The 24,769-nt window shown below is 67.6% G+C and carries 24 protein-coding genes; 18 read left to right on the forward strand and 6 right to left on the reverse strand.

Translation table 11 applies throughout. The features are described from left to right. Nucleotides 1-7: 7 nt before the first annotated feature. The 6 genes from WFJ36_RS01865 (at nucleotide 8) to WFJ36_RS01890 (ending at nucleotide 6,837) form a co-directional block, all read left to right on the forward strand. Nucleotides 8-1,039, forward strand: a complete 1,032-nt coding sequence (locus WFJ36_RS01865) for a nucleotidyltransferase family protein (RefSeq protein WP_336642536.1) — start codon at nucleotides 8-10, stop codon at nucleotides 1,037-1,039. Beyond that, nucleotides 1,036-1,734 carry an acylneuraminate cytidylyltransferase family protein gene (locus tag WFJ36_RS01870; protein ID WP_071328254.1) on the forward strand — a complete coding sequence of 233 codons (699 nt, stop codon included), beginning with the start codon at nucleotides 1,036-1,038 and terminating at the stop codon, nucleotides 1,732-1,734. Before WFJ36_RS01865 ends, WFJ36_RS01870 begins: the two co-directional genes overlap by 4 nt. Beyond that, nucleotides 1,731-3,176: a hypothetical protein gene (locus WFJ36_RS01875; protein WP_336642537.1), complete on the forward strand. Its 1,446-nt coding sequence runs from the start codon at nucleotides 1,731-1,733 to the stop codon at nucleotides 3,174-3,176. Before WFJ36_RS01870 ends, WFJ36_RS01875 begins: the two co-directional genes overlap by 4 nt. 108 nt (nucleotides 3,177-3,284) lie before the next feature. Then, nucleotides 3,285-4,214 (forward strand): ABC transporter permease, encoded by a 930-nt coding sequence (locus WFJ36_RS01880; RefSeq protein ID WP_256209396.1) that lies wholly within the window; start codon nucleotides 3,285-3,287, stop codon nucleotides 4,212-4,214. Continuing rightward, nucleotides 4,211-4,948: an ABC transporter ATP-binding protein gene (locus WFJ36_RS01885; protein ID WP_071328257.1), complete on the forward strand. Its 738-nt coding sequence runs from the start codon at nucleotides 4,211-4,213 to the stop codon at nucleotides 4,946-4,948. Before WFJ36_RS01880 ends, WFJ36_RS01885 begins: the two co-directional genes overlap by 4 nt. Further along, nucleotides 4,945-6,837, forward strand: a complete 1,893-nt coding sequence (locus WFJ36_RS01890) for a DUF6541 family protein (RefSeq protein WP_292788052.1) — start codon at nucleotides 4,945-4,947, stop codon at nucleotides 6,835-6,837. The genes WFJ36_RS01885 and WFJ36_RS01890 overlap by 4 nt, the downstream gene beginning before the upstream one ends. Here the strand turns inward: WFJ36_RS01890 and WFJ36_RS01895 are convergent. Together WFJ36_RS01895 and WFJ36_RS01900 are read right to left on the reverse strand one after the other, a co-directional pair. After that, nucleotides 6,821-7,174, reverse strand: coding sequence for a DUF2304 domain-containing protein (locus WFJ36_RS01895; RefSeq protein ID WP_071328259.1), 354 nt, complete (start codon nucleotides 7,172-7,174; stop codon nucleotides 6,821-6,823). The genes WFJ36_RS01890 and WFJ36_RS01895 overlap by 17 nt on opposite strands. Before the next feature lie 2 nt (nucleotides 7,175-7,176). Continuing rightward, nucleotides 7,177-7,875, reverse strand: coding sequence for a glycosyltransferase family 2 protein (locus WFJ36_RS01900; protein ID WP_071328260.1), 699 nt, complete (start codon nucleotides 7,873-7,875; stop codon nucleotides 7,177-7,179). 57 nt (nucleotides 7,876-7,932) lie between these two features. Here WFJ36_RS01900 and WFJ36_RS01905 point away from each other — a divergent pair, with 57 nt between their 5' ends. The 7 genes from WFJ36_RS01905 to WFJ36_RS01935 are packed head-to-tail and all read left to right on the forward strand — an operon-like array spanning nucleotide 7,933 to nucleotide 16,026. Next, nucleotides 7,933-9,111 (forward strand): glycosyltransferase family 4 protein, encoded by a 1,179-nt coding sequence (locus tag WFJ36_RS01905; RefSeq protein WP_071328261.1) that lies wholly within the window; start codon nucleotides 7,933-7,935, stop codon nucleotides 9,109-9,111. 44 nt (nucleotides 9,112-9,155) lie between these two features. Further along, the gene (locus WFJ36_RS01910) at nucleotides 9,156-9,767 is read left to right on the forward strand and encodes an acyltransferase (protein WP_256209397.1); all 612 of its coding nucleotides are present in this window, start codon (nucleotides 9,156-9,158) and stop codon (nucleotides 9,765-9,767) included. Next, on the forward strand, nucleotides 9,764-10,861 hold the full coding sequence (locus WFJ36_RS01915; protein WP_071328262.1) for a DegT/DnrJ/EryC1/StrS family aminotransferase: 1,098 nt from the start codon (nucleotides 9,764-9,766) through the stop codon (nucleotides 10,859-10,861). The genes WFJ36_RS01910 and WFJ36_RS01915 overlap by 4 nt, the downstream gene beginning before the upstream one ends. Further along, nucleotides 10,861-11,847 (forward strand): Gfo/Idh/MocA family protein, encoded by a 987-nt coding sequence (locus tag WFJ36_RS01920; RefSeq protein WP_292788057.1) that lies wholly within the window; start codon nucleotides 10,861-10,863, stop codon nucleotides 11,845-11,847. Before WFJ36_RS01915 ends, WFJ36_RS01920 begins: the two co-directional genes overlap by 1 nt. A 3-nt stretch (nucleotides 11,848-11,850) precedes the next feature. Then, nucleotides 11,851-13,629, forward strand: a complete 1,779-nt coding sequence (locus WFJ36_RS01925; protein WP_071328264.1) for an ABC transporter ATP-binding protein — start codon at nucleotides 11,851-11,853, stop codon at nucleotides 13,627-13,629. Nucleotides 13,630-13,640: 11 nt separating this feature from the next. Continuing rightward, nucleotides 13,641-14,873 carry a glycosyltransferase gene (locus tag WFJ36_RS01930; protein WP_071328265.1) on the forward strand — a complete coding sequence of 411 codons (1,233 nt, stop codon included), beginning with the start codon at nucleotides 13,641-13,643 and terminating at the stop codon, nucleotides 14,871-14,873. After that, nucleotides 14,863-16,026 (forward strand): hypothetical protein, encoded by a 1,164-nt coding sequence (locus WFJ36_RS01935; protein ID WP_071328266.1) that lies wholly within the window; start codon nucleotides 14,863-14,865, stop codon nucleotides 16,024-16,026. Before WFJ36_RS01930 ends, WFJ36_RS01935 begins: the two co-directional genes overlap by 11 nt. Nucleotides 16,027-16,047: 21 nt before the next feature. On the opposite strand, the gene WFJ36_RS01940 is transcribed toward WFJ36_RS01935, so the two are convergent. From WFJ36_RS01940 to WFJ36_RS01950, 3 genes are all read right to left on the reverse strand, one after another. After that, nucleotides 16,048-16,488, reverse strand: coding sequence for a hypothetical protein (locus WFJ36_RS01940; protein WP_071328267.1), 441 nt, complete (start codon nucleotides 16,486-16,488; stop codon nucleotides 16,048-16,050). Then, nucleotides 16,485-17,654, reverse strand: a complete 1,170-nt coding sequence (locus tag WFJ36_RS01945) for a glycosyl transferase (RefSeq protein ID WP_336642538.1) — start codon at nucleotides 17,652-17,654, stop codon at nucleotides 16,485-16,487. Before WFJ36_RS01945 ends, WFJ36_RS01940 begins: the two co-directional genes overlap by 4 nt. A gap of 149 nt (nucleotides 17,655-17,803) precedes the next feature. Beyond that, the gene (locus WFJ36_RS01950) at nucleotides 17,804-18,979 is read right to left on the reverse strand and encodes an acyltransferase family protein (protein WP_071328268.1); all 1,176 of its coding nucleotides are present in this window, start codon (nucleotides 18,977-18,979) and stop codon (nucleotides 17,804-17,806) included. 56 nt (nucleotides 18,980-19,035) lie between these two features. Here WFJ36_RS01950 and wecB point away from each other — a divergent pair, with 56 nt between their 5' ends. From wecB to WFJ36_RS01975, 5 genes are read left to right on the forward strand one after another with little or no spacing between them, the layout of a single operon-like run. Then, nucleotides 19,036-20,109 carry a non-hydrolyzing UDP-N-acetylglucosamine 2-epimerase gene (gene wecB / locus WFJ36_RS01955; protein ID WP_071328726.1) on the forward strand — a complete coding sequence of 358 codons (1,074 nt, stop codon included), beginning with the start codon at nucleotides 19,036-19,038 and terminating at the stop codon, nucleotides 20,107-20,109. Nucleotides 20,110-20,163: 54 nt separating this feature from the next. Beyond that, a complete protein-coding gene (locus WFJ36_RS01960) occupies nucleotides 20,164-21,459 on the forward strand; it encodes a nucleotide sugar dehydrogenase (protein WP_336642539.1) in 1,296 nt (431 codons plus the stop codon). Further along, nucleotides 21,459-22,595: a UDP-galactopyranose mutase gene (gene glf, locus WFJ36_RS01965; protein WP_336642540.1), complete on the forward strand. Its 1,137-nt coding sequence runs from the start codon at nucleotides 21,459-21,461 to the stop codon at nucleotides 22,593-22,595. The genes WFJ36_RS01960 and glf overlap by 1 nt, the downstream gene beginning before the upstream one ends. Nucleotides 22,596-22,605: 10 nt before the next feature. Beyond that, nucleotides 22,606-23,424, forward strand: coding sequence for an ABC transporter permease (locus WFJ36_RS01970; protein WP_060921738.1), 819 nt, complete (start codon nucleotides 22,606-22,608; stop codon nucleotides 23,422-23,424). Then, on the forward strand, nucleotides 23,424-24,158 hold the full coding sequence (locus tag WFJ36_RS01975) for an ABC transporter ATP-binding protein (protein WP_085607131.1): 735 nt from the start codon (nucleotides 23,424-23,426) through the stop codon (nucleotides 24,156-24,158). Before WFJ36_RS01970 ends, WFJ36_RS01975 begins: the two co-directional genes overlap by 1 nt. A gap of 22 nt (nucleotides 24,159-24,180) precedes the next feature. Here the strand turns inward: WFJ36_RS01975 and WFJ36_RS01980 are convergent, their stop codons facing one another. Then, complete coding sequence (locus tag WFJ36_RS01980; protein WP_292788074.1) at nucleotides 24,181-24,768, reverse strand: hypothetical protein; 588 nt, start codon at nucleotides 24,766-24,768, stop codon at nucleotides 24,181-24,183. Nucleotide 24,769 lies beyond the last annotated feature (1 nt).

Below are 24,769 nucleotides of genomic sequence, written 5' to 3' on the forward strand. Positions count from 1 at the left end.
TCGACCTATGCTCGTCGTCTCGCCCGACGTCAGCATCCGGACGGCTCTCGAGCGGATCGACCGGGGGGCGTTGCAGATGGTCTTCGTGGAGGATGCCGACGGTCGGTTGATCGGTGCGTTGAGCGACGGCGATGTCCGCCGCGGTCTCATCGCCGGCTCCGAGCTGGGCGACGCCGTGGCGACGGTCATGAACCGCACCCCGGCGACGGTGGGCCCGCATGCAACGCAGGACGACATCGCCGCGCTCAAGGCGCAACGAGGTATCCGTGTCGTCGCGGTCGTGGACTCGCGAGGGCACATGATCGACATCGTCGGTGAGAACGAGCGCATCGGGACACCGCTCGACATCCCCGCCGTCTTGATGGCAGGCGGTCGAGGGCAGCGGCTGTATCCGCTCACCAAGGACATCCCCAAGCCCCTCGTGCCGCTCGGTGAGACGCCGATGATCGACATCATCCTGGGACGGTTGCGCAGCCAGGGGTTCCGACGCGTCTACGTTTCGGTGAATCACCTCGGACATCTGATCGAAGAGCACCTCGGTGACGGGACGGCCCACGGCCTCGAGATCAGCTTCCTCCACGAGCCCGCTCCGCTCGGCACCGCTGGCGCGCTCGCGCAGCTTCGGGGACGCATGGGCACTCCGTTCGTGGTGATGAACTCGGATCTGCTCACACAGGTGGATCTCCGGCGCATGCTCTCCTTCCATCGCTCCCTCGGAGCCGCCGCGACCATCGGCGCCCGGGAGTACGGCTTCGAGATCCCCTACGGCGTGATCCGTCGCGACGGCGACAGCGTCGTCGAACTCGCGGAGAAGCCGTATCACAGCGAGTTGGTGAGTGCGGGCATCTACGTCCTGGAACCCGACGCCCTGGAGGCGCTCGGGGAGGACGAGTACTGCGACATGCCCAGCCTGTTGGCGCGCCTGATGGACGGCGGACAGCGGGTCGGAGCGTTCGAGATCCATGAGGAGTGGATCGATGTCGGACGCCCAGAGGATCTCGAGCGCGCCAGGCAGGCGTGGGAACGGAACGGCCGATGAGGATTTGCACGATCACGGTGCGAGCGGGATCGAAGGGTGTCCCGGGGAAGAACTTGCGTGTCGTCGCCGGTCGGCCTCTCTTCGGCCACTCCGTCGCGCAGGCGGTGGCGACCGGTCTCTTCGACGAGATCGTCGTCTCCAGCGATTCGGAGGAGATCCTCGCTCAGGCGCCGGCCTTCGGTGCGACGGGCGTGGTCCGCCGGCCTGCGGAGATGGCGACGGATACGGCGGGGAAGGTCCCGGCGATCGCACACGCCGTGCGCACCACAGAGGAGCGCACCGGGGCCCAGTACGACGTCTGCGTCGACCTCGACGCCACCAGCCCCTTGCGGACGATCGATGACATCCGCGACGCGGTCGCGCTGTTCGAGAGTGCACGGCCCGAGTCGCTGATCACCGGTGCCGAAGCGCGCCGCAATCCGTACTTCAATCTCGTCGAGGAGCAGCCGGACGGCACCGTCGCGGTGAGCAAGACCCCGGACGACGCCGTGCTGCGCCGCCAGGACGCGCCCCGCTGTTTCGATATGAATGGCTCCATCTACGTGTGGCGCCGGTCGTCCCTCCTGGACGATCAGGTCGTCTTCTTCCCGTCGACGATTCTCTTCGAGATGCCGGCTGAGCGTTCGATCGACGTCGACAGCGAGTTCGATTTCCGTATCGTGGAATGGCTCATGGGTCAGAGGAGCGACCTGTGAGTCAGGACGCTCGCGACATGGATGTGCGCACCTCTCCGGCTGTCCGCGCCCTGCTCGATCTCGAGGACGCAATGCCGGACAGTCTGCTCGAGGTGCTGCCTGGATCCACGGTGCCCTTCTGGGCGCAGGTGCGAGTGCAGATCGCGTGGGCACTCGCCGAGCAGGACACCGGCAGCGTCGCGGTGACCTCTGCATCCACGTGGTCACGACGTGCCGAAGCGCGGCGGGTGCTCCGCGGGTTCCTGCCGAGCCGTTGGGACGCCGTCCGGCGGGCACGCCCGCACGACGTCCTCTTCTACGTGTCGGGTGCCACCCTCGCTGCCGAGGCGAACCGGGCTCGCAACTGGCTCGTCGACGACTTCGCCGAAGCCACCCCCGGAGCGGTCGTCGTTCAGCTCCGCCCCCTCCCGTCGCCCCTCGGATCGCCCTCGTTCCGGCCGACCCTGAGCATGGAGGCTTCCGTGGCTCGCGCGCGGTGGCGCGAGCGGGGCAATCCCGTCCCGGCCTCCACCGTCTCCAGCGCGATGACGCTTCTCTCGGACTTCGCTCAGCGACTAGGCCGGCCCGCGGACGCCTTCGCCGCCATCGGGGCACGTGCCATGCGCGATGCCCGGCTCCGTCCGTTCCAGCTCGCCGAGCTCGAGCGCATGCTGGACCGCGTGCGTCCGCGTGTCGTCTTCTACGACAACGGCTCGTACACGTACAACGGCGAGTCCGTTGGGCTGATGAAGGACGCAGGCGCGTACGTCGTGGAACCGCAGCACGGCTGGATCGGTCCTTCGCACGCCGCCTACAACTTCGGTCGGGTCTTCGCGCACCCCTCGTTGGCTCGTGCGATCCCGGACGAATTGCTCACCTTCGGTGACTACTGGTCGCGGTCCGTCCGTCACCCTGGAGCGGTGACCGCGATAGGCAAGCCCCACCTCGAACGACAGGTCGCTTCAGCGCCTGCACAACGCCCGAAGCGGATCCTCGTGGTGTCATCGCGCAGCGACCCGGCCGCGAGCGACGCTTTCGTGACGACACTGCGCGCTTCCCTGGATCGCGAGTGGGAGGTGGCTTTCCGACCGCATCCCGGCGAGCGCAGCGGCGTCGAACAGCGTTACCCGAGCATCGCGGCGGATCCCGGGATCGAGATCGACGTCACCCCGGACGTGTATGAGTCTCTGAAGACCACCGCCGTGGTGGTCGGGGAGGCGAGCACCGTGCTGTTCGAGGCGCGCGCTTTCGGCTGCCTTGTGATCGCTCGCGACAGCGCATTCGCAGAGACCGTCATCGGGGACGCCTTTGGTACGCGGATCCGCGGAGTCGAGGAGGCCGTGGAACGCCTGCGGGGACTCACGGACGACGAGGCCCGCCTCGGGGAGGCTGACCCGGACATCTGGGCGCCCGGAGCGGTCGAGACGTATAGGCGCTGGCTCGCGGATCGAACCGCGAAGTGAGGTTCGACGCCAGGACGCGCGTCGCTGGAGGGGGCTTTCAGCGTGTCTGACCTAGAATTGCTTCGTTCCGCGGCGGTATCCGTCGCCGCGTCCTGAATGAGTGGGCCTGTGACCGTAACCCGAGATCTTTTCGCTGCCGTCCCGCGCAACCAGTTCGACACCCCCGGAAAGAGTCGTGGGCTGATCGACGTGGTGCGCTGGCGGTACCTGCTGCGTCTGCTCGTCCGGACCGGCGTCACGACCCGCTATCGCAACTCGGTCCTTGGGTGGACATGGTCGTATGTCCGGCCCGGGGCGCAATTCCTCGTCTTCTGGGTCGTCCTGGGTCTGTTTCTCAGCCTCGACCGTGGCATCCCGAACTATGCGGTGTATCTGTTCTCGGGGATCATCGTCATCAACCTGTTCTCCGAGGCCTTCAAGAACGCGACCACCTCGATCGTCGGCAACGCGCCGCTGGTGCGAAAGGTGTTCCTGCCCCGACAGCTCTTCGCCGTCTCTGCGACGATCGTGGCGCTCGTCCATTTCCTGCCGCAGATGGCTCTCCTGCTAGTGGTGTGCCTTTTCCTCGGCTGGCTGACTCAGATCTCCGTCTTGGGTCTCCTCGCGATGGTCGCGGCCGTGGTGATCGTGATGGTCTTCAGCCTCGGACTCGGACTGCTCTTCGGCGCGCTCAACGTCCGGTACCGTGACGCCGAGAACATCGTCGAGCTCTTCCTCCTCCTCGCGACCTGGGCATCGCCGGTGCTTTACAGCTGGACTCAGGTGCAAGACGCCGTCGTGAACACACTGGGATGGCCGCAGTGGATCGTCGAGATCTATCTCCTGAACCCCATCACCCAGGCGGTGGAGTTGTTCCACTACGCATTCTGGCGCCCCGTGACAGAGGGCGTCGTGACGGCGACGGGGGAGACGATGGCCTCCCTGCCCCCCGGACTCGCGTGGAACACCCTCTTCGCGTTCCTCATCGCCGCCGCAACGCTCCTGATCGGCCAGGCGGTCTTCCGTCGGCTCGAGGGAAGGTTCGCCCAGGATCTATGACAATGCAGACCACGCAGCGCCCGAGCATCATCGTCGACGGCGCCCGCAAACGTTTCACGCTCAACCACGCGTTCTCCCTGAAGGACACGGTGGTGTCCTGGATCAAGCGGCGCAAGCTCACGAGCGCATTCGAAGCCCTCAAGGGTGTGGACCTCGTGATCGACGAGGGCCAATCGGTGGCCATCCTCGGTTTCAACGGGTCAGGGAAGTCGACCCTGCTCAAGCTCATCTCCGGTGTCATGGAACCTGATGAGGGCGAGGTGCTCACCCGAGGACGGGTCGCCGGCCTCATCGAGGTCGGCGCCGGTTTCCACCCGGAGCTCTCGGGGCGGGAGAACGTGTTCCTCAACGCGGCGATCCTCGGGATGAAGAAGCACGAGATCGAGGCGAGATACGACGAGATCGTCGCGTTCAGCGAGATCGAGCAGTTCATCGACCAGGAGGTCAAGCACTACTCGTCGGGCATGTTCATGCGGCTGGCCTTCTCCGTCGCGATCCATGTCGAACTGGATGTGCTGCTGGTCGATGAGATCCTGTCCGTCGGCGACGCACCCTTCCGAGAGAAGTGTCGTCTGAAGTTCGAAGAGCTCATCGCAGCAGGGAAGACGTTGGTGGTGGTCAGCCACGACATGGAGATGGTGCGGGAGCTGTGCACCCGCGGTGTCGTCATCAGCAAGGGGCAGGTCGTCTACGACGGAGATATCGAGGGCGCCATCGCCCTGGTGGACGCGTGAGCGCCTGGCTGGCGCAGACGCCGGCGCTGGTGACTGCGCTCGCTCTGCTCGTGATCCCCGGACTTCCTGCCGGCCTCATGCTCCGCGGCGTCTCGGCCGTCGTTCGTCTCGGTGCCTCGATCGGCGTGTCTCTGGGCATCGTGGCCGCGTCGTCGCTTGTCGCTCCTCTCCTCGGAATGCGCTGGAGCCTGCTTCCGGTCGGGATCGTCAGCGCCGTGGTCTGGGCAGTGGCGGCGATACTGCGTCTGTTCGGTCGCCGCTCGGCAGTCATCGCTCATGTCCGGACGGGCCTCGGTGTGTGGCTCGCGATCGCAGCGGCCTTCATCGGGTGGGTCGTCATCCTCATGGTCGGCATCGGAAGCCCGGACGACCCCTCGCAGCTCTACGACGGTCTGTTCCACCTGAATGCTGTCGAGTTCGTCGCGGCCACGGGGGATGCGTCGCCCCTCCACATGACGATGGTGCTCCCCGGCCACAGCACATCGTTCTATCCGACGCTGTGGCACGCCCTCACGAGTCTGGTGCTCCCCGTCGCGGGAGACGTCGTGGCCGCGACCAACGTCGTGACCATCGCCGTCATCGCTCTCATCTGGCCCGTCGCCCTCGCCGCTGTGACGAGAGTCGTCTTCCCCTCGCGTCCCGACGCGGCGATCTGGGCTCCGCTGGTCGGCTTCGCCTTCAGCGTCTTCCCGCTGGGATTCCTCAACTGGGGCGTTCTCTATCCGAACCTGATCGGCACAGTGCTGATTCCGATCCTGATCGCGGCCGTGCTCCTCGCGTTCGCGCCGGCAGTCTCCTGGCCCGAGCGGACTCTGCGCATCCTCGTCGCTCTCGCCGTTGCCGCGGGAACCGGTCTCGGGCATCCGTCTGCGCTCCTGGGGGGCCTGGTGCTCCTGCTCCCCTTCGCCCTGTGGCGCGCGTGGGAGGTCGCTCGTCGCGGGGGGACGGCGACCCGAGTGGCCGTGGGTGCAGGCGTCGTCGTCGCGTTTGTGGCCTTCGTGGCGCTGTGGAGCAAGGCGAACGTCACCACTCACGAGTGGCTGCCCACCCAGACGATCGCGCAAGCCACGGGGGAGGTGATCTTCCTCAGCCCCGTGGGGCGCAGCACCGGACTCCTCCTGGGCCTCCTGGTCCTTCTCGGCATCTGGCGCGTCTGCAGAGAGCGCCTCTGGTGGGTGCTGTCCTCCTACCTCGTCAGCGTCGTGCTCTACATCGCCTCCGCGTGGCTCCCGGTGCTGCCCCTGCGCAGCTTTCTCGTCGGGATCTGGTACGACGACACGACTCGGGTGGCCGCTCTGCTAGCGATCTGGGGGCTTCCACTGGCCGCTCTCGGGATGACGCTCGTCGTCGACAGGCTGCGTGCGCTCTGGCGTGCGGGGCGACGGGTCACGGCCGTCATCCTCATCGCGGTCGTCGCCGTCCTGGCGGCCACTCATCTGCTCGCCGTGCGCAACGATCTGCGCTACATGCGTGATGTCAGCTATCGCTTCGACAGTGCGTCCCAAGGACTCTCTCCCGACGAGGCAGCTCTGTTCGAGCGCCTGGAGACCGAGCTCCCGGAGGACGCGCTGGTCATCGGTGATCCGCTCACGGGCGCGGGGCTGCTCTTCGCCTACACCGGGCATGATGTCGTCTTCCCGCACGTGACCGGCCGGTACGGCGCGGACGCGGCGCTGCTGGCGCGCACCCTGGTGGAGGGGGACGCGGCCGTCTGCGACGCGATCGAGAACCTCGGGGTCACGCATGCGCTCGACTTCGGCGACACCGTGCTCTTCCAGAACCACTACACCACCTACGACGGTCTGCACCATCTGGGCGAGTCCTCGATCCTCACCGAAGTGGACCGCGTGGGGGACGCGGCGCTCTACGAAGTCACGGGTTGCGACTAGCGTCCTTCTCGTGCTCCTCCGCTTCGAGCAGCGAGATCTTGCGAGCGAGCAGGGTGAGCTGACGCTGCAGAGCGACGTTGCGCCGGTACTGGGAGTACACGAAGGCGAGGAACATCACGATGAGGCCGTACAGAACGAGGTCGGTGCCACGGCCGACCCCGACGAGTTGAGCGAGCCAGCTGAGCCACTGCGGGAACAGCACGGAGAGCACGGCGACGACGACGAAGAGCCCCATGAGCAGGCGCCGGATGGCGAGGTGGCTGTCGGCGCCGGTGCGGCGCATCATGAAGACAGCGAGGATGACGATCGCGGCGATGAGAAGGACCTGGATCCACATGATCAGCGCACCACCAGGTCGACGAGGATGTTCACGGAGTTCAGCACGCTCTGGCCCTTCGCCTTCGAGTAGTCGGTGTAGAGGAGTTCCACGGGATACTCCTTCCATGGCAGACGGGTCCGCCCCAATTCGAGCACGATCTCGGTGGCGTGTGCCATGCGGTCCTGCTTGAGCTCGATGCCCTCGGCCGCGTCCCGGCGGATCACGCGCAACCCGTTGTGGGCGTCGGTGAGCTTCAGGCTCGTGGTGAGGTTCGTGACCCACACGGCCGTCTTCAGGATGACCTTCTTCATCCATCCGGGGTTGGTCCGGTCGTCGAGGAAGCGGGAGCCGAACACGATGGCGACATCTTCGTCCCTGGCGAGCTGGAGCATGCCGAGGGCGTCCTCCACTCGGTGCTGGCCGTCCGCGTCGAAGGTCACGATGTAATCGCACTCGGGGTGTGCCAGAGCGAAGTCGATCCCCGTCTGCAGGGCTGCCCCCTGACCGAGATTGACCGGATGCTGCACGAGGTGCGCCCCCGCCGCGGCGGCTTCCGCCGCCGAGCCGTCGCTGGATCCGTCGTCGACGCAGACGATGTGGGTGAAGTGGGGCTTGAGGCTCTCGATCACGCCGCCGATCACGCTGGCTTCGTTGTAGAGGGGGATCACGACCCAGGCGCGAGGATCGGCGGGGGAAGGCGCGGGGACGCTCGAGGACATGGTTCTATTGTGTCAGGTGTCGATTCGGGCGCCGGTCCACCGAACAGCAGGGGCAGGATGTCGAGGAGACGACGCGCCGTCATCGCGACACGGCTCTACACGCCGGAGGTGACCGCCGCCAGCTTCCGGATGGAGGCGCTCGCCCACGCGCTGGCCGCCGACACGGATGTCACCGTCCTGAGCACGAAGCCGCCGCGGGACACGGTGATCGCCGATGCCCCTGGCGTGGTCGTGCGTCGCGCGCCGGTGCTCAGAGACCGCAGCGGAGCCATCCGCGGGTACGTCCCGTACCTGTCGTTCGACGTGCCCCTCTTCTTCCGGCTGCTGGTCCGGCGGAGCGACGTGATCGTCGCCGAGGCGCCGCCGACGACCGGGTTCGCGGCCGCGATCGCCGCCTTCCTCACTCGACGCCCGCTGGTCTACTACCCCGGCGACGTATGGACCGACGCGGTCGCCTCGATGGACGCCCCCGGCCCGGTGGTGGCGGTCATGCGGTTCGTCGAGCGCTTCGTCCTGCGCCGCGCGGCACGGTCGCTGGCGGTCTCCACGGAGGTCGCCGATCGGCTTGCCGCGATCGGCGGGCGACCGGAGCGTGTCGTGACGGTGGGCAACGGGATCGACACCGCGGTCTTCCGTCCCGACGTCGTCCCGCACGAAGCGGAGCGGCCCTACTTCGTCTACACCGGCACGATGTCGGAGTGGCAGCAACCCGACGTCTTCATCCGTGCGCTCGCTCTGCTCCCGGATGAGGACGTCGAGCTCCGGTTCTTCGGACAGGGAGCCGTGGAGGCAGAGCTGAAGGAACTCGCTGCACGGCTCGCACCGGGCCGGGTGCACTTCGGAGGACTCGTCGGCCCCGCGACCTCGGCCTCGTGGATCCGTGGAGCCGTCGGGGCGCTGGTGAGCATCGTCCCCGGGATCGGCTACGACTTCGCCCGACCGACCAAGACGTATGCGGCGGCCGCGGTCGGGACCCCCGTGCTCTTCACGGGCGCGGAGACCGGCGGCGAGGTCGTGCGTGCGGGCGGACTCGGCGAAGCCGTCGGATTCGACCCGGAGGAGGTGGCGGCGGCCATGCGGCGGCTGCTCGGCGAGTGGGCGTCGGGGGAGACCGAGCGCATCCGGGAGGCTCGGGCCGCGTGGGCGGTGGACAACGCCTCGCTCACCACCGTCGGCGCCCGCGCCGCGGAGGTCGTTCGCGGCGCGCGTCGAGGTTCGCGGAGCAACGGCAAGTAGAATCTCGTCAGTGCTGCCTCATCGCGCAGCGTGCAAGGAGCCCCGTGACTGAAACCTCCCGCGTGCGGATCGTCGATTCCGCCGATGTGTCCGCCGACGCCGTCATCGGCGACGGATCCTCCATCTGGCACCTCGCCCAGGTCCGCGAACAGGCCCGCCTCGGCGAGAACTGCATCGTGGGTCGCGGTGCGTACATCGGTACCGGTGTGGAGATGGGCGACAACTGCAAGGTGCAGAACTACGCCCTCGTCTACGAGCCCGCCAAGCTCGGCGACGGCGTGTTCATCGGCCCCGCCGTCGTGCTCACCAACGACACCTACCCCCGCGCGATCAACGCCGACGGGAGCCTGAAGAGCGCCCACGACTGGGAGCCGGTCGGGGTCACCATCGAGCGCGGCGCGTCGATCGGCGCCCGTGCCACCTGCGTCGCCCCGGTGACGATCGGCGCCTGGGCGACGGTCGCGGCCGGCGCCGTGGTCGTCAAGGACGTCCCGGCGCACGCCCTCGTCGCCGGCGTCCCGGCCCGGCGCATCGGCTGGGTCGGCGAGGCGGGTGTCCCGCTCACCCGCGGCGACGACGATCACACCTGGGTGTGCCCCGCGACCGGGGCGCGCTTCATCGAGACCGACGGAACACTGACCAAGGAGACCGTGTGAGCGAGTTCATTCCCCCCGCCAAGCCCCTCATCGGCGACGAAGAGCGCGAAGCCGTCGATCGCGTCCTCCGCAGCGGCATGGTCGCGCAGGGCCCCGAGGTCGCCGCCTTCGAGCAGGAGTTCTCGGCGCACTTCGTGCCCGGCCGCCCGTCGGTGGCGGTCAACTCCGGCACCGCAGGCCTGCACCTCGGTCTGCTCGCCGCGGGCGTCGGCCCCGGCGACGAGGTCATCGTGCCGTCCTTCACGTTCGCCGCGACCGGCAACTCGGTGGCGCTCACCGGGGGCACCCCGGTCTTCGTCGACATCGAGCCGGACACGTTCTCCCTGGACCCCGAGGCGGTCGCCGCCGCGATCACGCCGAAGACCAAGGGCATCCTCCCCGTGCACCTCTACGGACACCCGGCCCGCATGCGCGAGCTCGAGGCGCTGGCCGCCGAGCGCGGCGTCGCCCTGTACGAAGACGCGGCGCAGGCGCACGGCGCGTCGCTCGACGGCCGCCCGGTCGGCTCGTTCGGCGAGTTCGCCATGTTCAGCCTCTACCCGACGAAGAATATGACCAGCGGCGAGGGCGGCATGGTGACCACGGCGACCGACGAGATCGCCCGTCAGGTCAAGCTGCTGCGCAACCAGGGCATGGAGCGGCAGTACGAGAACGAGATCGTGGGCTTCAACGCCCGGATGACCGACATCCACGCCGCGATCGGTCGTGTGCAGCTGACCAAGGTGGACGGCTGGACGAAGACCCGTCAGCAGAACGCGGCCTTCCTCGATGCGAACCTGCAGGGCGTCGTCGTCCCGCCGGTCGCCGATGGTGCCGTGCACGTGTACCACCAGTACACGATCCGCGTCCCCGAGGACCGGGACGGCTTCGTGGCCGCGCTGAAGAGCGAGCACAACGTCGGCGCCGGCGTGTACTACCCGATCCCGAACCACCGGCTCCCGTCGCTCGCGCACTTCGCTCCCGGGCTCGACCTTCCGGAGACCGAGCGTGCGGCGCGCGAGGTCGCCTCGCTGCCGGTGCACCCGTCACTCAGCCAGGACGACCTCGAGCGCATCGTCGCCGCGGTGAACGCCGTCGCGAAGGCGGGTGCCTGATGGCGGACCTGCGCGCCGGCCTCCTCGGCGTCGGGATGATGGGCCGCCACCACGCCCGCGTGCTCCGCGAGCTCGACGGTGTGGAGCTCGTCGCGATCGCCGACCCCGGTGGCGACCCGCACGGCGTCGCCGGCGACCTGGAGATCCTGCCCGACATCGACGCGCTCATCGGCGCAGGCATCGATATCGCCGTGGTCGCCGTTCCCACGCGATTCCACGAGGACGCGGCGCTCAAGCTCGCGGCCGCCGGCGTGCACACCCTGGTCGAGAAGCCGATCGCGCACACGGTCGACGCCGGCCAGCGCATGGTTGACGCCTTCGCTGCGGCCGGACTGGTCGGGGCGGTCGGGCATATCGAGCGCTTCAACCCCGCCGTGCAGGAGCTGCGTCGCCGGATCGAAGCCGGCGAGCTCGGCGCCGTGTACCAGGTGGTCACCCGCCGGCAGGGTCCGTTCCCGTCGCGGATCGCCGACGTCGGCGTGGCGAAGGACCTCGCCTCGCACGACGTCGACCTCACGGCCTGGGTCGTGCAGAGCGATTACGAGCGGGTGTTCGCCCAGACCGCGTTCAAGAGCGGTCGCGAGCACGAGGACATGATCACGATCACCGGCCGGACGGCCAACGGCGTGATCGTGAACAACATCGTCAACTGGCTGAGCCCGATGAAGGAGCGCGTCACGGTCGTCACGGGGGAGAAGGGCGCCTTCGTCGCCGACACCTCCACCGGCGACCTCACCTTCTACGCCAACGGCACGATCCCCCTCGAATGGGAATCCGTGTCCTCCTTCCGCGGGGTCTCCGAAGGAGACGTCACGCGCTACGCGTTCGCCAAGCGCGAGCCGCTGCGCGTCGAGCATGAGGCCTTCCGCGATGCCGTGCTCGGGCAGCAGACCGACGTCGTCACCATGGAGCAGGGACTGCGGACGCTGACTGTCGTGGAGGCTGCTCTAAGCTCCGCACGCAGCGGTGATGCCGTCGTCATCTGAGTCATGATCCAGCTCGTCCGGACGCTTCGCCGTCTTCTTCCTTTCCTCCCGTCGTCGGCGAAGAAGTTCCTCGGGATCTTCGCCGTGGTGACCTCTGTCCTGGCTCTGGTCGACGTCGTCGCGCTGATGCTGCTCGCGCTCACCCTCGCCGCCAGCGTGACGAGAACCGACATCGTCCTCCCCCTCATCGGCACGGTTCAGGCTGATCAGGTTCTCTGGCTCATTCTGGTGCTCGCGGTGATCGTCGTGGCCAAGTCTGCGGCGAACGTGTGGCTGCAGTGGATCGCGACGCGACGGTTCGCCTCCTACGAGCTCGCTGTCGGTCAAGAGCTGTTCGGCGCCTACATCCGCTCATCATGGACGGATCGGATCTCGCGAAACAGCGCCCAGATCGTGCAGATGTCTGACACCGGCATCGCCAGCGTGATCGCCGGGTTCCTCCTCCCCGCCACCACGCTCCCAGGCCTCATCGTGACTTCGGTGGGCGTGGTGACAGTGATCGTCGTCGCCCAGCCGGTGACGGCCCTCGTCACGATCGTCTATCTCGGTGGGATCGCCGTCCTCCAATACCTCGTCCTGAGCGGGAAGACCCGCCAGGCGGCCCGTGTAGCGCGCAATTCGTCTCTTCGTGTGGCCACGCTGATCTCCGGGATGGTGGCATCGCTGAAAGAGATCACGCTCCGGGGCAAGGCGGATGAAGTGAGCGAGGTGATCCGCGTGAACCGGCAGCGCACCGCGCGGGCTCGCGCGAACGCAGGATTCCTTTCGGCGGTTCCTCGCTTCATCTTCGACGCTGCGATCATCGGCGGTTTCGTGATCGTCGGAGGAGCTGCCTTCCTCCTCGGCGGAATCGATCAGGCGATCTCCGCGGTGGCGCTGTTCGGTATCGCCGGCTTCCGTCTCGTGCCTTCCCTCACGGGCTTCCAGTCCGTCATCACCCGAACGATCACGTCGACCCCCTACGTGGACGCCGTCATCGCCGACGTGGAGGCGTCGAAGAAGTTCCTTGCAGACCGCGAACAGCTGGGTAAAGAACCCTTGCCGGGGGCACCGCGGCTCCTCCAGCTATCCGGAGTTGGGTTCACGTTCCCGGGCAGCGACGTGGCAGCGGTCCGCGATGTGGGCATCCGCATCCCGATCGGGACGACCGTCGGGATCGCCGGTGCGTCCGGCGCCGGCAAATCGACCCTGGTCGACCTGCTCCTGGGGCTGCTGACCCCCACCGAGGGATCGATCACGATCGACGACAAGCCTCTCGAGGACGTGCTCGAGGCATGGCGATCCCACGTGGGGTATGTGCCTCAGGAAGTCACCTTGTTCGATGGCACGATCGCGCAGAACATCGCGCTCACCTGGGGTGATGACGTCGACCTCGTGCGTGTCGAGGATGCCGCTCGTCGCGCACAGCTCTGGAGCGTGATCGAGCAGCGTGCCGACGGTCTCCAGGCGCGTGTGGGGGAGCGGGGGCTCACGCTATCGGGCGGACAGCGTCAGCGGCTGGGCATCGCGCGCGCACTCTACTGCGATCCCTTGGTCCTCGTCCTCGATGAAGCGACCAGCGCCCTGGACACCAAGACCGAGGCGGACGTCTCCGCAGCCATCCGCGACCTCAGGGGCGATGTCACCGTGATCGCCGTGGCACACCGCCTGAGCACGATCATGGATTCGGATCAGATCCTCTTCATGCAGGACGGGACGGTGGCGGCGCAGGGCACTTTCGCCGAGGTCGTCGCCGCCAGCCCCGCCTTCGCCGATCAGGCGAAGCTGGCGGGGCTCGCCTGAGAGAGGACGTCATGAGCCTGCGCAACAACGCCGTCGAAGCGGTCCGTGCCGTCACCGGACTCATCCCCGATCCTCTGCTCGCCCGGATCATGCCCGGGACTCTCGGCTGGGATCAGGGAAGGATGCAGGTCGCGTCTGCTCCCGAGGCGGAAGTGCGTCTGCTGATCGCACCCACGAACTCGGCTGGCCAGGCGCACCAGTGGGCGCACGCTGTGGAATCCCATCTCCCGGGTGTGGGCGCAGTGAACTACATGACCTCGAACGAGCGCACGGACAGATTCGGCTTCCCGTCGGACGTCACCGTGCCCGACTCCGGTTACCTCTTCGCGCACGGATGGCAATCGCGCCAGCGGCGCGCCATCGTCGAGGGGTTCACGCACGTCCTCGTGGAGTCGGGACGGCACCTCTTTGGTCCCCGGCCCTGGCGGTCTCCGCTGGACGTCCTGGACGACGTCGCCGCCCGAGGCGTTCACGTCGGCCTGCTGTGGCACGGCAGTGACATCCGGGTACCGAGTGCGCACGCCGCCTGGGAGACCGATTCCCCCTTCGGGGCGCGCGGTCGATATCCCCGTGCGGCGACGGCGACACTCCAGGCCAATGCGGAGCGTCGGCGCCAGATGATCCTCGACTCCGCGTATCCGTCGTTCGTCTCGACGCCGGGGCTGCTCGACGTCCCCAGGTCGCAGTGGCTACCCGTCGTCGTGGATCCCTCGCGATGGAGGACCGACTCGGAACCGCTACGCCACGACGTCCCGGTCGTCGCCTATGTACCGAGCAACTCCGCGATGAAGGGCGACGAGTCCGTCGACAGCCAACTGGAGGAGCTGGCCGCCGAAGGACTCATCCGCTACACGAAGCTCGAGGGCATAGCGTCGGCGGACATGCCAGCGGTGTACGGTTCCGCCGACATCGTCCTGGATCAGTTCCGTCTCGGAGACTACGGGGTGGCGGCCTGTGAGGCCATGGCCGCCGGGCGCGTGGTGATCGGTCATGTGCATGAGGATGTCCGGGCGGCGGTCCGCGTCCACACCGGCATCGACCTGCCCATCGTCGAGTCCCGGTTCGACCGGGTCGGTGAGACGATTCGCGGGATCCTCGCCGACCCGCACTCGGCGCGTCGCCTCGCGGCCGACGGCAGACGCTTTGTGGAGCAGGTACATGACGGCCGGAGATCCGCGGCCGTGCTGGCGACGTTCCTCGGGGTCACCGATCCCGCGGACGGAAAGGAGAACCGTGGCGTCTGAGACCCCCCGCCCTCGCATCCTGTGCATCTCTTTCTCCGAGGTGGTGTCCGACTCCCGCGTCCTCCGGCAACTCGACGTTCTGGCCGAGTTCGGTGACGTCACGACCCTCTGCTACGGAGATCGACCAGCGGGCGCCGTTGCGCACATCGAGATTCCCCGACAGCTGCCGTCGCTCCCGCAGACGCCGTCCGGGGTCCTGAAGCTCGCGTTGCGACGCTACCGTTCGGTAGAGCTCGAAGCACCGGCGCTGAAGGAGGCTCTTCGACTCCTGGGTGACCGTGAGTTCGACATCGTGGTCGCCAATGAAGCGCGGGCGCTTCCCCTGGCGTTCCGCGTTCAGGGTGCACCGCGTATCTGGTGCGACCTCCACGAGTGGGCGCCGGAGGAACGCACTCATGTCCTCTCCTGGCGGCTTCTGATCTCGCCGTTCATGCGTTGGGTGTGCGCGGAGTACCTCCCGCGGGTCGACGCGGCCACCACGATCAACGACTCGATCGCAGAGATGTACGCGGATGCGTTCGCCGTCACTCCGGAGATCGTCCGCAATGCCATCGCCCATCGGCCCGATCTGCAGCCCTCACCGGTTCGCAAGGGTCTCGTGCGCCTCGTCCACAGCGGCGGCGCCGTGCCGGGGAGGAACATCGAGGCGATCATCGATGCTGTCGACGAACTGGGGGACGGCTACTCACTGGACTTGTACCTGATCCCCTCCCGGCAGGGGGATTCCTACTGGAGGGATCTTCAGGCGCGCATCGCCGCCAGCCCTCGTACGACCCTGCATGCCCCCGTGCCACCTGACACGCTGCCGGAGACCCTCAACCCCTTCGACTTGGGTGTCTTCATCCTCCCGCCCCTCACGCCGAACCACCGGTACATGCTCCCCAACAAGTTCTTCGACTTCGTGCAAGCCCGGCTGGGTGTGGTGTTCGGCCCGTCGGTCGAGACGGATCGCCTCATCGAAAATGAGCATCTGGGACTGGTCACCGGGGGGTATTCGGGAAGCGATGTCGCGGCATCGATCCGGAAGGTGACCTCGGACGACATCGAGGCGTTCAAGCGGTCGGCCGACGCGGCGTCACGGACGCTCTCCTCAGAGCGAGATGTCGCGGTCGAGCGGGCGATCCTCTCCCGCTTGGCAGCGCCGCGGGACTGACTCGATCGCCTCAGGGCGTGGTCAGGCTGCCGGACGCCGCGAGGTGAGCAGAGCGCGGGCGGGGGCGAGGCCGAAGACGCCTCGTGTTCCGGCGGGCGCCCACCCGTGCAGGGCCTTCCAAGCTGCAAGCACGCTGTCCCTTTCGAGCGCGACGATGAGGTCTGCCTGTGCGACCGCTCGTCGCAGCTCCGCGCTCCGACGAGCGGCGGCCGCGAAACGCCGGCTCCCGTCGAGCGGGCTCAGCCGCTTGATGTTGCGCCCTATCACCGATGACTCCAGTGCTCTGGCGAGCCGACTGCGGGAGGGGAGCGCCGCCGCTCCGAGCCGGATGAGCGGGCTCGCGTCCTGGGCGTCGCTCGCGACAGCGGTGACGAGCGTCACACGGTCACCTTCCCGGTCCAGCGGCAGCGATTCCAGGGCCGAGGCGAACGAGCCGCCGGGGGAGAGGAGCAGGATGTTCATCGTCCGACCTCCCCAGCGGCGATCCGCTTCGTCCAGGCCTCGATGCGAGGCGTCAGCTGCGCGGCACGGGAGTACCGCTGAGAATACGTGCGTGCCGTCGTCCGGTCGTCGTCGCTCTGCGTCGCCGCGTGTTCGGCCGTCGCGATGAAGGCGTCGGCGATCGCCTCGGCCGTCATCGCGACGGAACCGTACCATCCGGGGTAGTCGGCGAGCGTGCGGGACGTCTCGTTCTCCGGGTCGTGCACGGAGACGATGGGCAGCCCTGTGGAGGCGTACTCGTAGACCTTGCCGCCGGTGATGAAGCGCCCCGCGCCGAACGTCAGGACGAGGGCGTCGAACGTCGCGTACGTCGCGGCGATGTCGGCTCGTCCCACTGGCCCGAGGTACCTGATGTCGTTCTCCTCGAAACGCTCCATCGCCTGCACCATGTTGGCGCCGGGGACACCGAAGTGGTCCAGGTATCCGTAAAGATCCATCCGCGCGTCGCGCACGAGAGTGCTCCGTTCCCGAGCGAGGGCCCAGCCGTCGATGAGTTCCTGCAGAGGGATCGCGCCGGAGATCGTGCCGATGTAGCCGAAGACCAGCCCGTCATCCCGGCCGTCGCGAGGAGGGAAAGCCAGCGGGTTGTCATAGCCGTTCTCTACGACCAGGAAACGGTCGGAGAACTCGGGATACTGCTCGGCATACCAGTCCCGGATCGGAGTGTTGACGAACCAGACTTCCGCGGCGTCCTCGATCAGCGTGCGCTCCCACCGGCCGGCGCGGCTGCGAGGCTCGATCATTCGCCGTCCGGAGTATATGTCGACAGCCCACGCATCCCGGTGGTCCATGACAGCGGGCACGCCGAATTCCGTGCTCAGCACGTGACCAGGTATGAAATCGACGTTCGGGTTCGCTGTGCCGATGGTGAGGTCGACGGGGGATTCGTGATGGATCCGCCGAGCTGCCTCTTCCAGGACCGGACGCCACCCGCCGTAATTGCGTTCCGGGAAGGAACGCTGACCGCGCCAGGACTGAATGGTGTTCCAGATCTCGGGAGCATGCGCGCGCAGCCACGACCATTCGCCGAGGTCGTTCGCGAAGGCGCCAGAGGTGAACGGAACTCGGATGATCTCGATGGCCGGGTCTACCTGCGCCTCGAGCGTCAGATCGACGCCTGTGGACATTTCGAACACTTCGCGCGGAACGGTCAGCACCGTGACCTTCCAGCCCGCTCGAGCGAAGGCGTTCGCCGTCGCCCAGGCGCGATAGACACCGCTCCCACGCGAGGGAGGGTATCCCCATGCGACATACAGCAGGTGCGGCGTCTTCGTGGTCACTGGCGCTCCTCGATCACGGGTTCCTCCGTCGGCCGTCGGTCGTTCCGGCGCATCGCGCGCTGCTCGACCTTCTTGTTCTGCCATGCGCGCAGGCGCTTCTCGACCGGGCGCTCGATGAAGGCATGCAGAGCCCATGCCGCGATGATCGAGGACCCGAGAAGGACGAGGATCCAGATCACGCCGGCGACTCCGTGCTGAGGGCCCAGAGAGCCCAGCACGATGTAGATCAGTGTGGCGTGGATCAGGTAGAACGCATAAGACCACTCGCCGAGGAGCACCAGGGGGCGTGAACGCGCGATCCGCGTCTTCCCTGCGAGATCCGCGGCGGCGAAAGCGCAGATCAGCAGCGCGAAGAGGGCTGTCATGATCTCACTGACGAACGAGGCGAGCACGTCGTAAACGGGAGCCAGATACGGCACCCTCTGGAAGATCTGGAGCCCAAGGAGGAAAGCGACGAGAAGCGTGATCGGCACGAAAACCGGTATCCGTGGCCGCCACCCCAGGCGGATGGACCAGGCAAGGCACATCCCGATGACGAACTCGTTGAGCCGAAGGATGGGCCAGGGCAAGCCGGCGAGCCACCCGGCGGGATCGAGGATGATCAGCGCACGGGCTCCGACACTGAGGCCGAGGACGCCCACCGCCGCCCACAGCGCAGCGCGGCTCGAGAGGAGCTTGAGGACGCGCGTGATGAAGGGGTGCATCGCGTAGAAGAACATCTCGGCCGTGAGCGTCCACGCAGCGGGATTCCCCGCGAAGAGCACCGCCGGGTCGCGGGACCAGCCTTGGAGCAGCAGCACGCACAGGACCAGGACCGCGATGTCGAAGGGCTTCACCCAGGTCTGTTGCGGGTCAGGGGAGTAGCTGTAGAAGACCGGGATCGCAACGATCAGGGTCACGATGTGCAGCGGATAGATGCGGGCAAAGCGTCGCCAATAGAAGGTTCCGATGCCGACCGTCGGACGCCACGACCAGGTGAGCACGAATCCCGAGAGGATGAAGAAGAACGCCACGCCGAAGTTGCCGTACCTAGCGACGTCGCCGATCACCCCGGGGAGGGGGACGACGTTGCGGACGTGGAAGAAGAAGACGGCGAGCGCGGCCCACCACCGCAGGCTGGTCAGTGAGTCCAGTCGGGGCGTCCGCGCCTCGGTGACGGTAGCGCTGGCCATAGGCTCCCCATTGTAGAGGTGTGGACCGGTCAGAGTGGCAGGTAGAGTCGGCGATCGTGAAGATCGTCAGCGTCGTCGGCGCCCGCCCGCAGTTCGTGAAGCTCGCTCCCATCCACAAGGCGGCGCTCGCCGCCGGAGTGGACCACGTGATCGTGCACACCGGCCAGCACTACGATCCGATGCTGTCCGACGTGTTCTTCGACGATCTCGGGATCGGCGCACCGGACGTGCACCTCGGGGTCGGGAGCGGGTCCCATGGCGTGCAGACGGGCGCGATGCTCGCCGCGCTCGACGCGGTCTTCGACGAGCACCGTCCGGACTGGGTGCTGGTGTACGGCGACACGAACTCCACGGTCGCCGCGGCGCTGAGCGCGGTGAAGATGCACATCCCCGTCGCGCATCTCGAGGCGGGTCTGCGCAGCTTCAACCGCCGGATGCCCGAGGAGCACAACCGGGTGATGACAGACCACGCCGCTGACCTGCTGCTCGCTCCGACGCAGGTCGCCGTCGATCATCTGGAAGCGGAGGGGCTTTCCGCCCGCACTGTGCTCGTCGGCGACGTCATGACCGATGTGCTGTTCGAGGTGCGTGATGAGGTGGCAGGGCGGCCCTCGATGTTGCTGGAGGAGCTGGATCTGGAGGCGGAGGGGTACTACGTCGCCACCATCCATCGCGCCGAGAACACGGACGACCCCGCTCGTCTCGCCGAGGTGGCAGCGGGCCTCGCGGGTCTGGACAAGCCGGTCGTCCTGTTGGCGCACCCTCGGGTGGTTGCCAAGGCGGCGGCGCACGGCATCCCGCTCACGCAGGGGTCCCTGATCGCACACCCGCCGCTCGCCTACCCGGATCTCATCGCCGCCGCGTTGTCGAGCGCGGGCGTCGTGACGGACTCCGGCGGGCTTCAGAAGGAGGCCTTCCTCCTCGGCGTCCCCTGCACGACCGTGCGCACGGAGACGGAATGGGTGGAGACGGTCGAGCTGGGCTGGAACGTGCTCGCGAACACAGCGGAGGAGATCGCAGCCGGCGTGACCCGTCCTCGCCCACAGGAGACCGCGGCGGCGCCGTACGGCGACGGTCACGCAGCCACGCGGGTCATCGAGGCGCTGCAGTCTCACGGCGCCGACATCTGACGGGGACCTCGTCGCTGGGAGTCCGCCCATGCTGCGCCCCATAGACTGGACCCCATGCGTATCGCCGTCGTGGCCCTCGGAAAGATCGGGCTTCCCCTCGCCGTCCAGTTCGCCTCCTCCGGTCACGATGTGATCGGCGTCGATGTCAACCAGAAGGCGGTCGACATCATCAACGCCGGGCAGGAGCCGTTCCCCGGTGAGGCCCACCTGGCGGAGAAGCTGCAGGAGCTCGTTCCGGCCGGCCGGCTCCGCGCGACGACCGATTACGCCGAGGCGATCCCGGGAGCCGACGCCGTCGTCCTCGTCGCCCCCGTGTTCGTGAACGACGAGACGTGGGAGCCGGACTTCCAGTACATGGACTCGGCGACGCGCTCGCTCGCCGAGCACCTCACGCCCGGCACCCTGGTGTCGTACGAGACGACGCTGCCCGTGGGGACGACCCGGAACCGCTGGAAGCCCATGCTCGAGGAGGGTTCCGGCCTGACGGAGGGCACGGACTTCTTCCTCGCGTACTCGCCGGAGCGCGTGCTCACCGGGCGGGTCTTCGCCGACCTGCGCAAGTACCCGAAGCTCATCGGCGCACTGTCCGACGAGGGGAACCGTCGCGCCCGCGAGTTCTATGAGGCGGTCCTGCAGTTCGATGAGCGTCCCGATCTCCCTCGCCCGAACGGCGTGTGGGACCTCGGCACGACCGAGGCCTCCGAGATGGCGAAGCTCGCCGAGACCACGTACCGCGACGTCAACATCGGCCTGGCCAACCAGTTCGGGCTGTTCGCCGCTGCCCACGGGATCGATGTCTACAAGGTGATCGAGGCCTGCAACTCGCAGCCGTACAGCCACATCCACCGCCCGGGCATCGCCGTGGGCGGGCACTGCATCCCGGTCTACCCCCGTCTGTATCTCTCCACCGACCCCGACGCCGACATCGTGCGGGTGGCGCGCCAGCTCAACGCCTCCATGCCGGAGCGCCTGGTGGCGCAGGCAGAAGGCATCCTCGGCGACCTGAGCGGTCTGCGGGCGGTCGTGCTCGGAGCCGCCTATCGCGGCGGCGTCAAGGAGACGGCCTTCTCCGGTGTGTTCCCGACCGTCGAGGCGCTGCGCGCCCGCGGTGCCGAGGTCGTCGTTCACGACCCGCTGTACACCGACGAGGAACTGCGTCGACTCGGGTTCGAGCCGTACGACCTCGGCGGACCGGTCGATCTCGCCATCCTCCAGACCGACCACGCCGACTATCGTGAGCTCAGCCCGGCCCAGCTGCCGGGAGTGAAGCTCCTGGTGGACGGTCGCGCGGCCACGGACGCCGCGCTGTGGTCCGGGACGCCGCGTCTCGTGGTGGGGACGGCAGCCTGATGGATCTTCTCGTCGTCGGGTCGGGTTTCTTCGGCCTCACCATCGCCGAGCGCGCCGCGGAAGCGGGCCGCAAGGTCACCGTCATCGACCGCCGCTCCCACATCGGCGGCAACGCCTACAGCGAGGCGGAACCCGAGACCGGGATCGAGGTGCACCGCTACGGCGCGCACCTGTTCCACACGTCGAATGCGACGGTGTGGGAGTACGTCAACCGCTTCACGTCGTTCACGAACTACGTGCACCGTGTCTACACGACCCACAAGGGCGTCGTGTTCCCGATGCCGGTGAATCTCGGGACGATCAACCAGTTCTTCCAGGCCGCGTACACGCCGGACCAGGCCCGTGCGCTCGTCAAGGAGCAGGCGGGCGAGTTCGATGTGAAGTCCGCGACGAACTTCGAGGAGAAGGGCATCGCGCTCGTCGGGCGCCCGCTGTTCGAGGCGTTCTTCCGCGACTACACGGCGAAGCAGTGGCAGACCGACCCGCAGAAGCTCTCCGGCGACATCATCAGCCGGCTCCCGGTGCGCTACACCTACGACAACCGCTACTTCAACGACACGTGGGAGGGGCTGCCCACCGACGGCTACACCGCGTGGCTGGAGCGCATGGCCGACCACCCCAACATCGAGGTGAAGCTGGACGTCGACTACTTCGACGAGTCCCAGGCCCTGAACAAGAAGGCCACCGTCGGGCAGGTCCCGGTGGTCTACACGGGCCCCGTCGACCGCTACTTCGACTACGCCGAGGGCGCGCTGAGCTGGCGTACGCTCGACTTCGAGCAGGAGGTGCTGGACGTCCGCGACTTCCAGGGCACCAGCGTCATGAACTACCCGGACATGGACGTGCCGTACACGCGCATCCACGAGTTCAAGCACTTCCACCCGGAGCGCAAGGACGTCTACGAGTCCGACAAGACCGTCATCATGCGGGAGTTCTCCCGCTTCGCCGAGCGCACCGACGAGCCCTACTACCCGGTGAACACCCCGACTGACCGCGAGGGCCTGCTGGCCTACCGCGAGCTCGCGAAGGGGGAGAAGGACGTCCACTTCGGCGGTCGCCTGGGCACGTACCAGTACCTCGACATGCACATGGCCATCGGGTCGGCGCTGTCGCTCTGGAACAACACTCTCTCCTAGACTCGGAATCGTGAGTCACGCTGCTGTCGGGGCGCCCGGGACGCCCCGGCGCTATCTGCATTCGCTGTGGCTGCTGTCGGCCCGTGACCTCAAGGTCCGGTACGCGACGAGCTTCCTCGGCTACGTGTGGTCTGTTCTCGACCCGCTGGTGATGAGCGCGATCTACTGGTTCGTGTTCACCCAGGTGTTCCGTCGCGACGTCGGTGAGCAGCCGTACATCATCTTCCTCATCAGCGCGCTGCTGCCGTGGGTGTGGTTCAACAGCTCGGTGTCGGACTTCACGCGGGCGTTCAAGAAGGACGCCCGTCTCGTCCGCTCGACGTCGATCCCGCGCTCCATCTGGGTGAACCGCATCGTGCTCAGCAAGGGCATGGAGTTCCTGTTCTCGCTGCCGGTGCTGGTGCTGTTCATCGTGGTCAACCTCCTGTTCGAGAGCCATCCCGACCAGGTGGTGCAGATCGGCTGGGGCGTGCTCTGGGTGCCGGTGGCGATCCTCATGCAGACGGTACTGCTCGTCGGCCTCGGCCTGCTGGTCGCGCCGCTGTGCGTGCTCTACACGGACCTCGAGCGCACCACGGCGCTCATCCTCCGGGCGATGTTCTACGCCACCCCGATCATCTACAACGTCACGGACCTGCCCGGTGTCTTCCAGACGCTCGGCGCCTTCAACCCGCTAGCCGGAATCTTCATGCTGTATCGCATGCCGTTCTTCCCGGACCAGTGGAACCCGTTCACGCTCACGGTCAGCGCCGTGATGTGCCTGCTCATCCTCGCGCTCGGCGTCTGGGCGTTCCGGCGTCTCGAGCGCCCCGTGTTGAAGGAGCTGTGATGGACGCCGCGATCGACGTGCAGGGCCTCGGTGTGCGCTTCCGCCGCAACCGTCGCGGGCAGCGCAGCTTCAAGGACCTGTTCGCCGGGGCATCCCGGCGGTCGCGTCCCGGGGAGTTCTGGGCGCTCCGCGACGTCTCGTTCACGGTGCAGCCGGGCGAATCGATCGGCGTGGTCGGACGGAACGGGCAGGGCAAGTCGACGCTGCTCCGCCTCGTGGCCGGTGTGCTGCTGCCCGATGAGGGCTCGGTCAGCGTCAATGGCGGCGTCGCTCCGCTCATCGAGATCACCGGCGGATTCGTCGGCGATCTGACGGTCCGGGAGAACGTCCGGCTGACCGCAGGACTGCACGGCATGTCGAAGGACGAGGTGGCCCGCCGATACGACGACATCATCGCGTTCGCCGAGCTCGCCGGGTTCGAGGAGACGCCGTACAAGCACCTCTCCAACGGAATGAAGGTGCGCCTCGCGTTCTCCGTCGTCTCTCAGCTCGACGAGCCCATCCTGCTCGTCGACGAGGTCCTCGCGGTGGGCGACAAGGCCTTCCGTGAGAAGTGCTACAAGCGCATCGACGAGCTGCTCTCAGACGGACGTACGCTGTTCTTCGTCAGCCATAACGAGCGCGATCTGCGCCGCTTCTGCACGAGGGGACTCTATCTGGACCGCGGCACGCTCGCCCTGGATGCCCCGATCAACGAGGTGCTCGACCGCTACAACGCGGACTACTCCGTCTGAATCGTGCTCGGACCCAAGGGCGTCAGAGTCCCACGAGGCTGCGCAGGTCTGCCGCCGCAGCGCGCGCGCTGTCGATGGCCGCTGACGCACCCGAGCCGTCCTCGACCGCCGCGCGCAGTGCCGTGAGCCGCTGGGCGTAGGTCTCCACGCCGGAGCGCCAGGAGTCCTGGATGGAGGACGGCGGCAGGGCGTCGCCCAGGCGCTGGGCGTCCTCCTGGAGGGAGTCCACGACGGGAAGCGCATCCTGACCGCTCGCCCCGGCGACGATGTCGAGACCCCGATCGGCGGAGTTCAGCCACCCGGACACCTTGTCGCGGAACACCTCGATCGTCGGATCGCCGATCGGGGGCGCCGTCGTGATCGGCGTCGGCTCCGGGGTCGTCGTCGGAGCGGGAGTGGCGGTGGGCGTCTCGGAGGGGGTGGCCGTCGGAGACGGACTCGTGCTGCCGACGGGCTCAGGGCCACCGTCGCGCGGGAGCAGGAAGAACAGCAGGATACCGACGATCGCGAGCGCCGCGACGCTGAGACCGACGATCAGCCACACCCGACCGGTGCGCTTCGGCGCGGGGGGAAGTGGGGCCCATCGCACCTCGGGCTGGGGCTCGTCCATC

The organism is Microbacterium sp. MMO-113 (genome assembly GCF_037148555.1).
GTDB lineage: Bacteria > Actinomycetota > Actinomycetes > Actinomycetales > Microbacteriaceae > Microbacterium.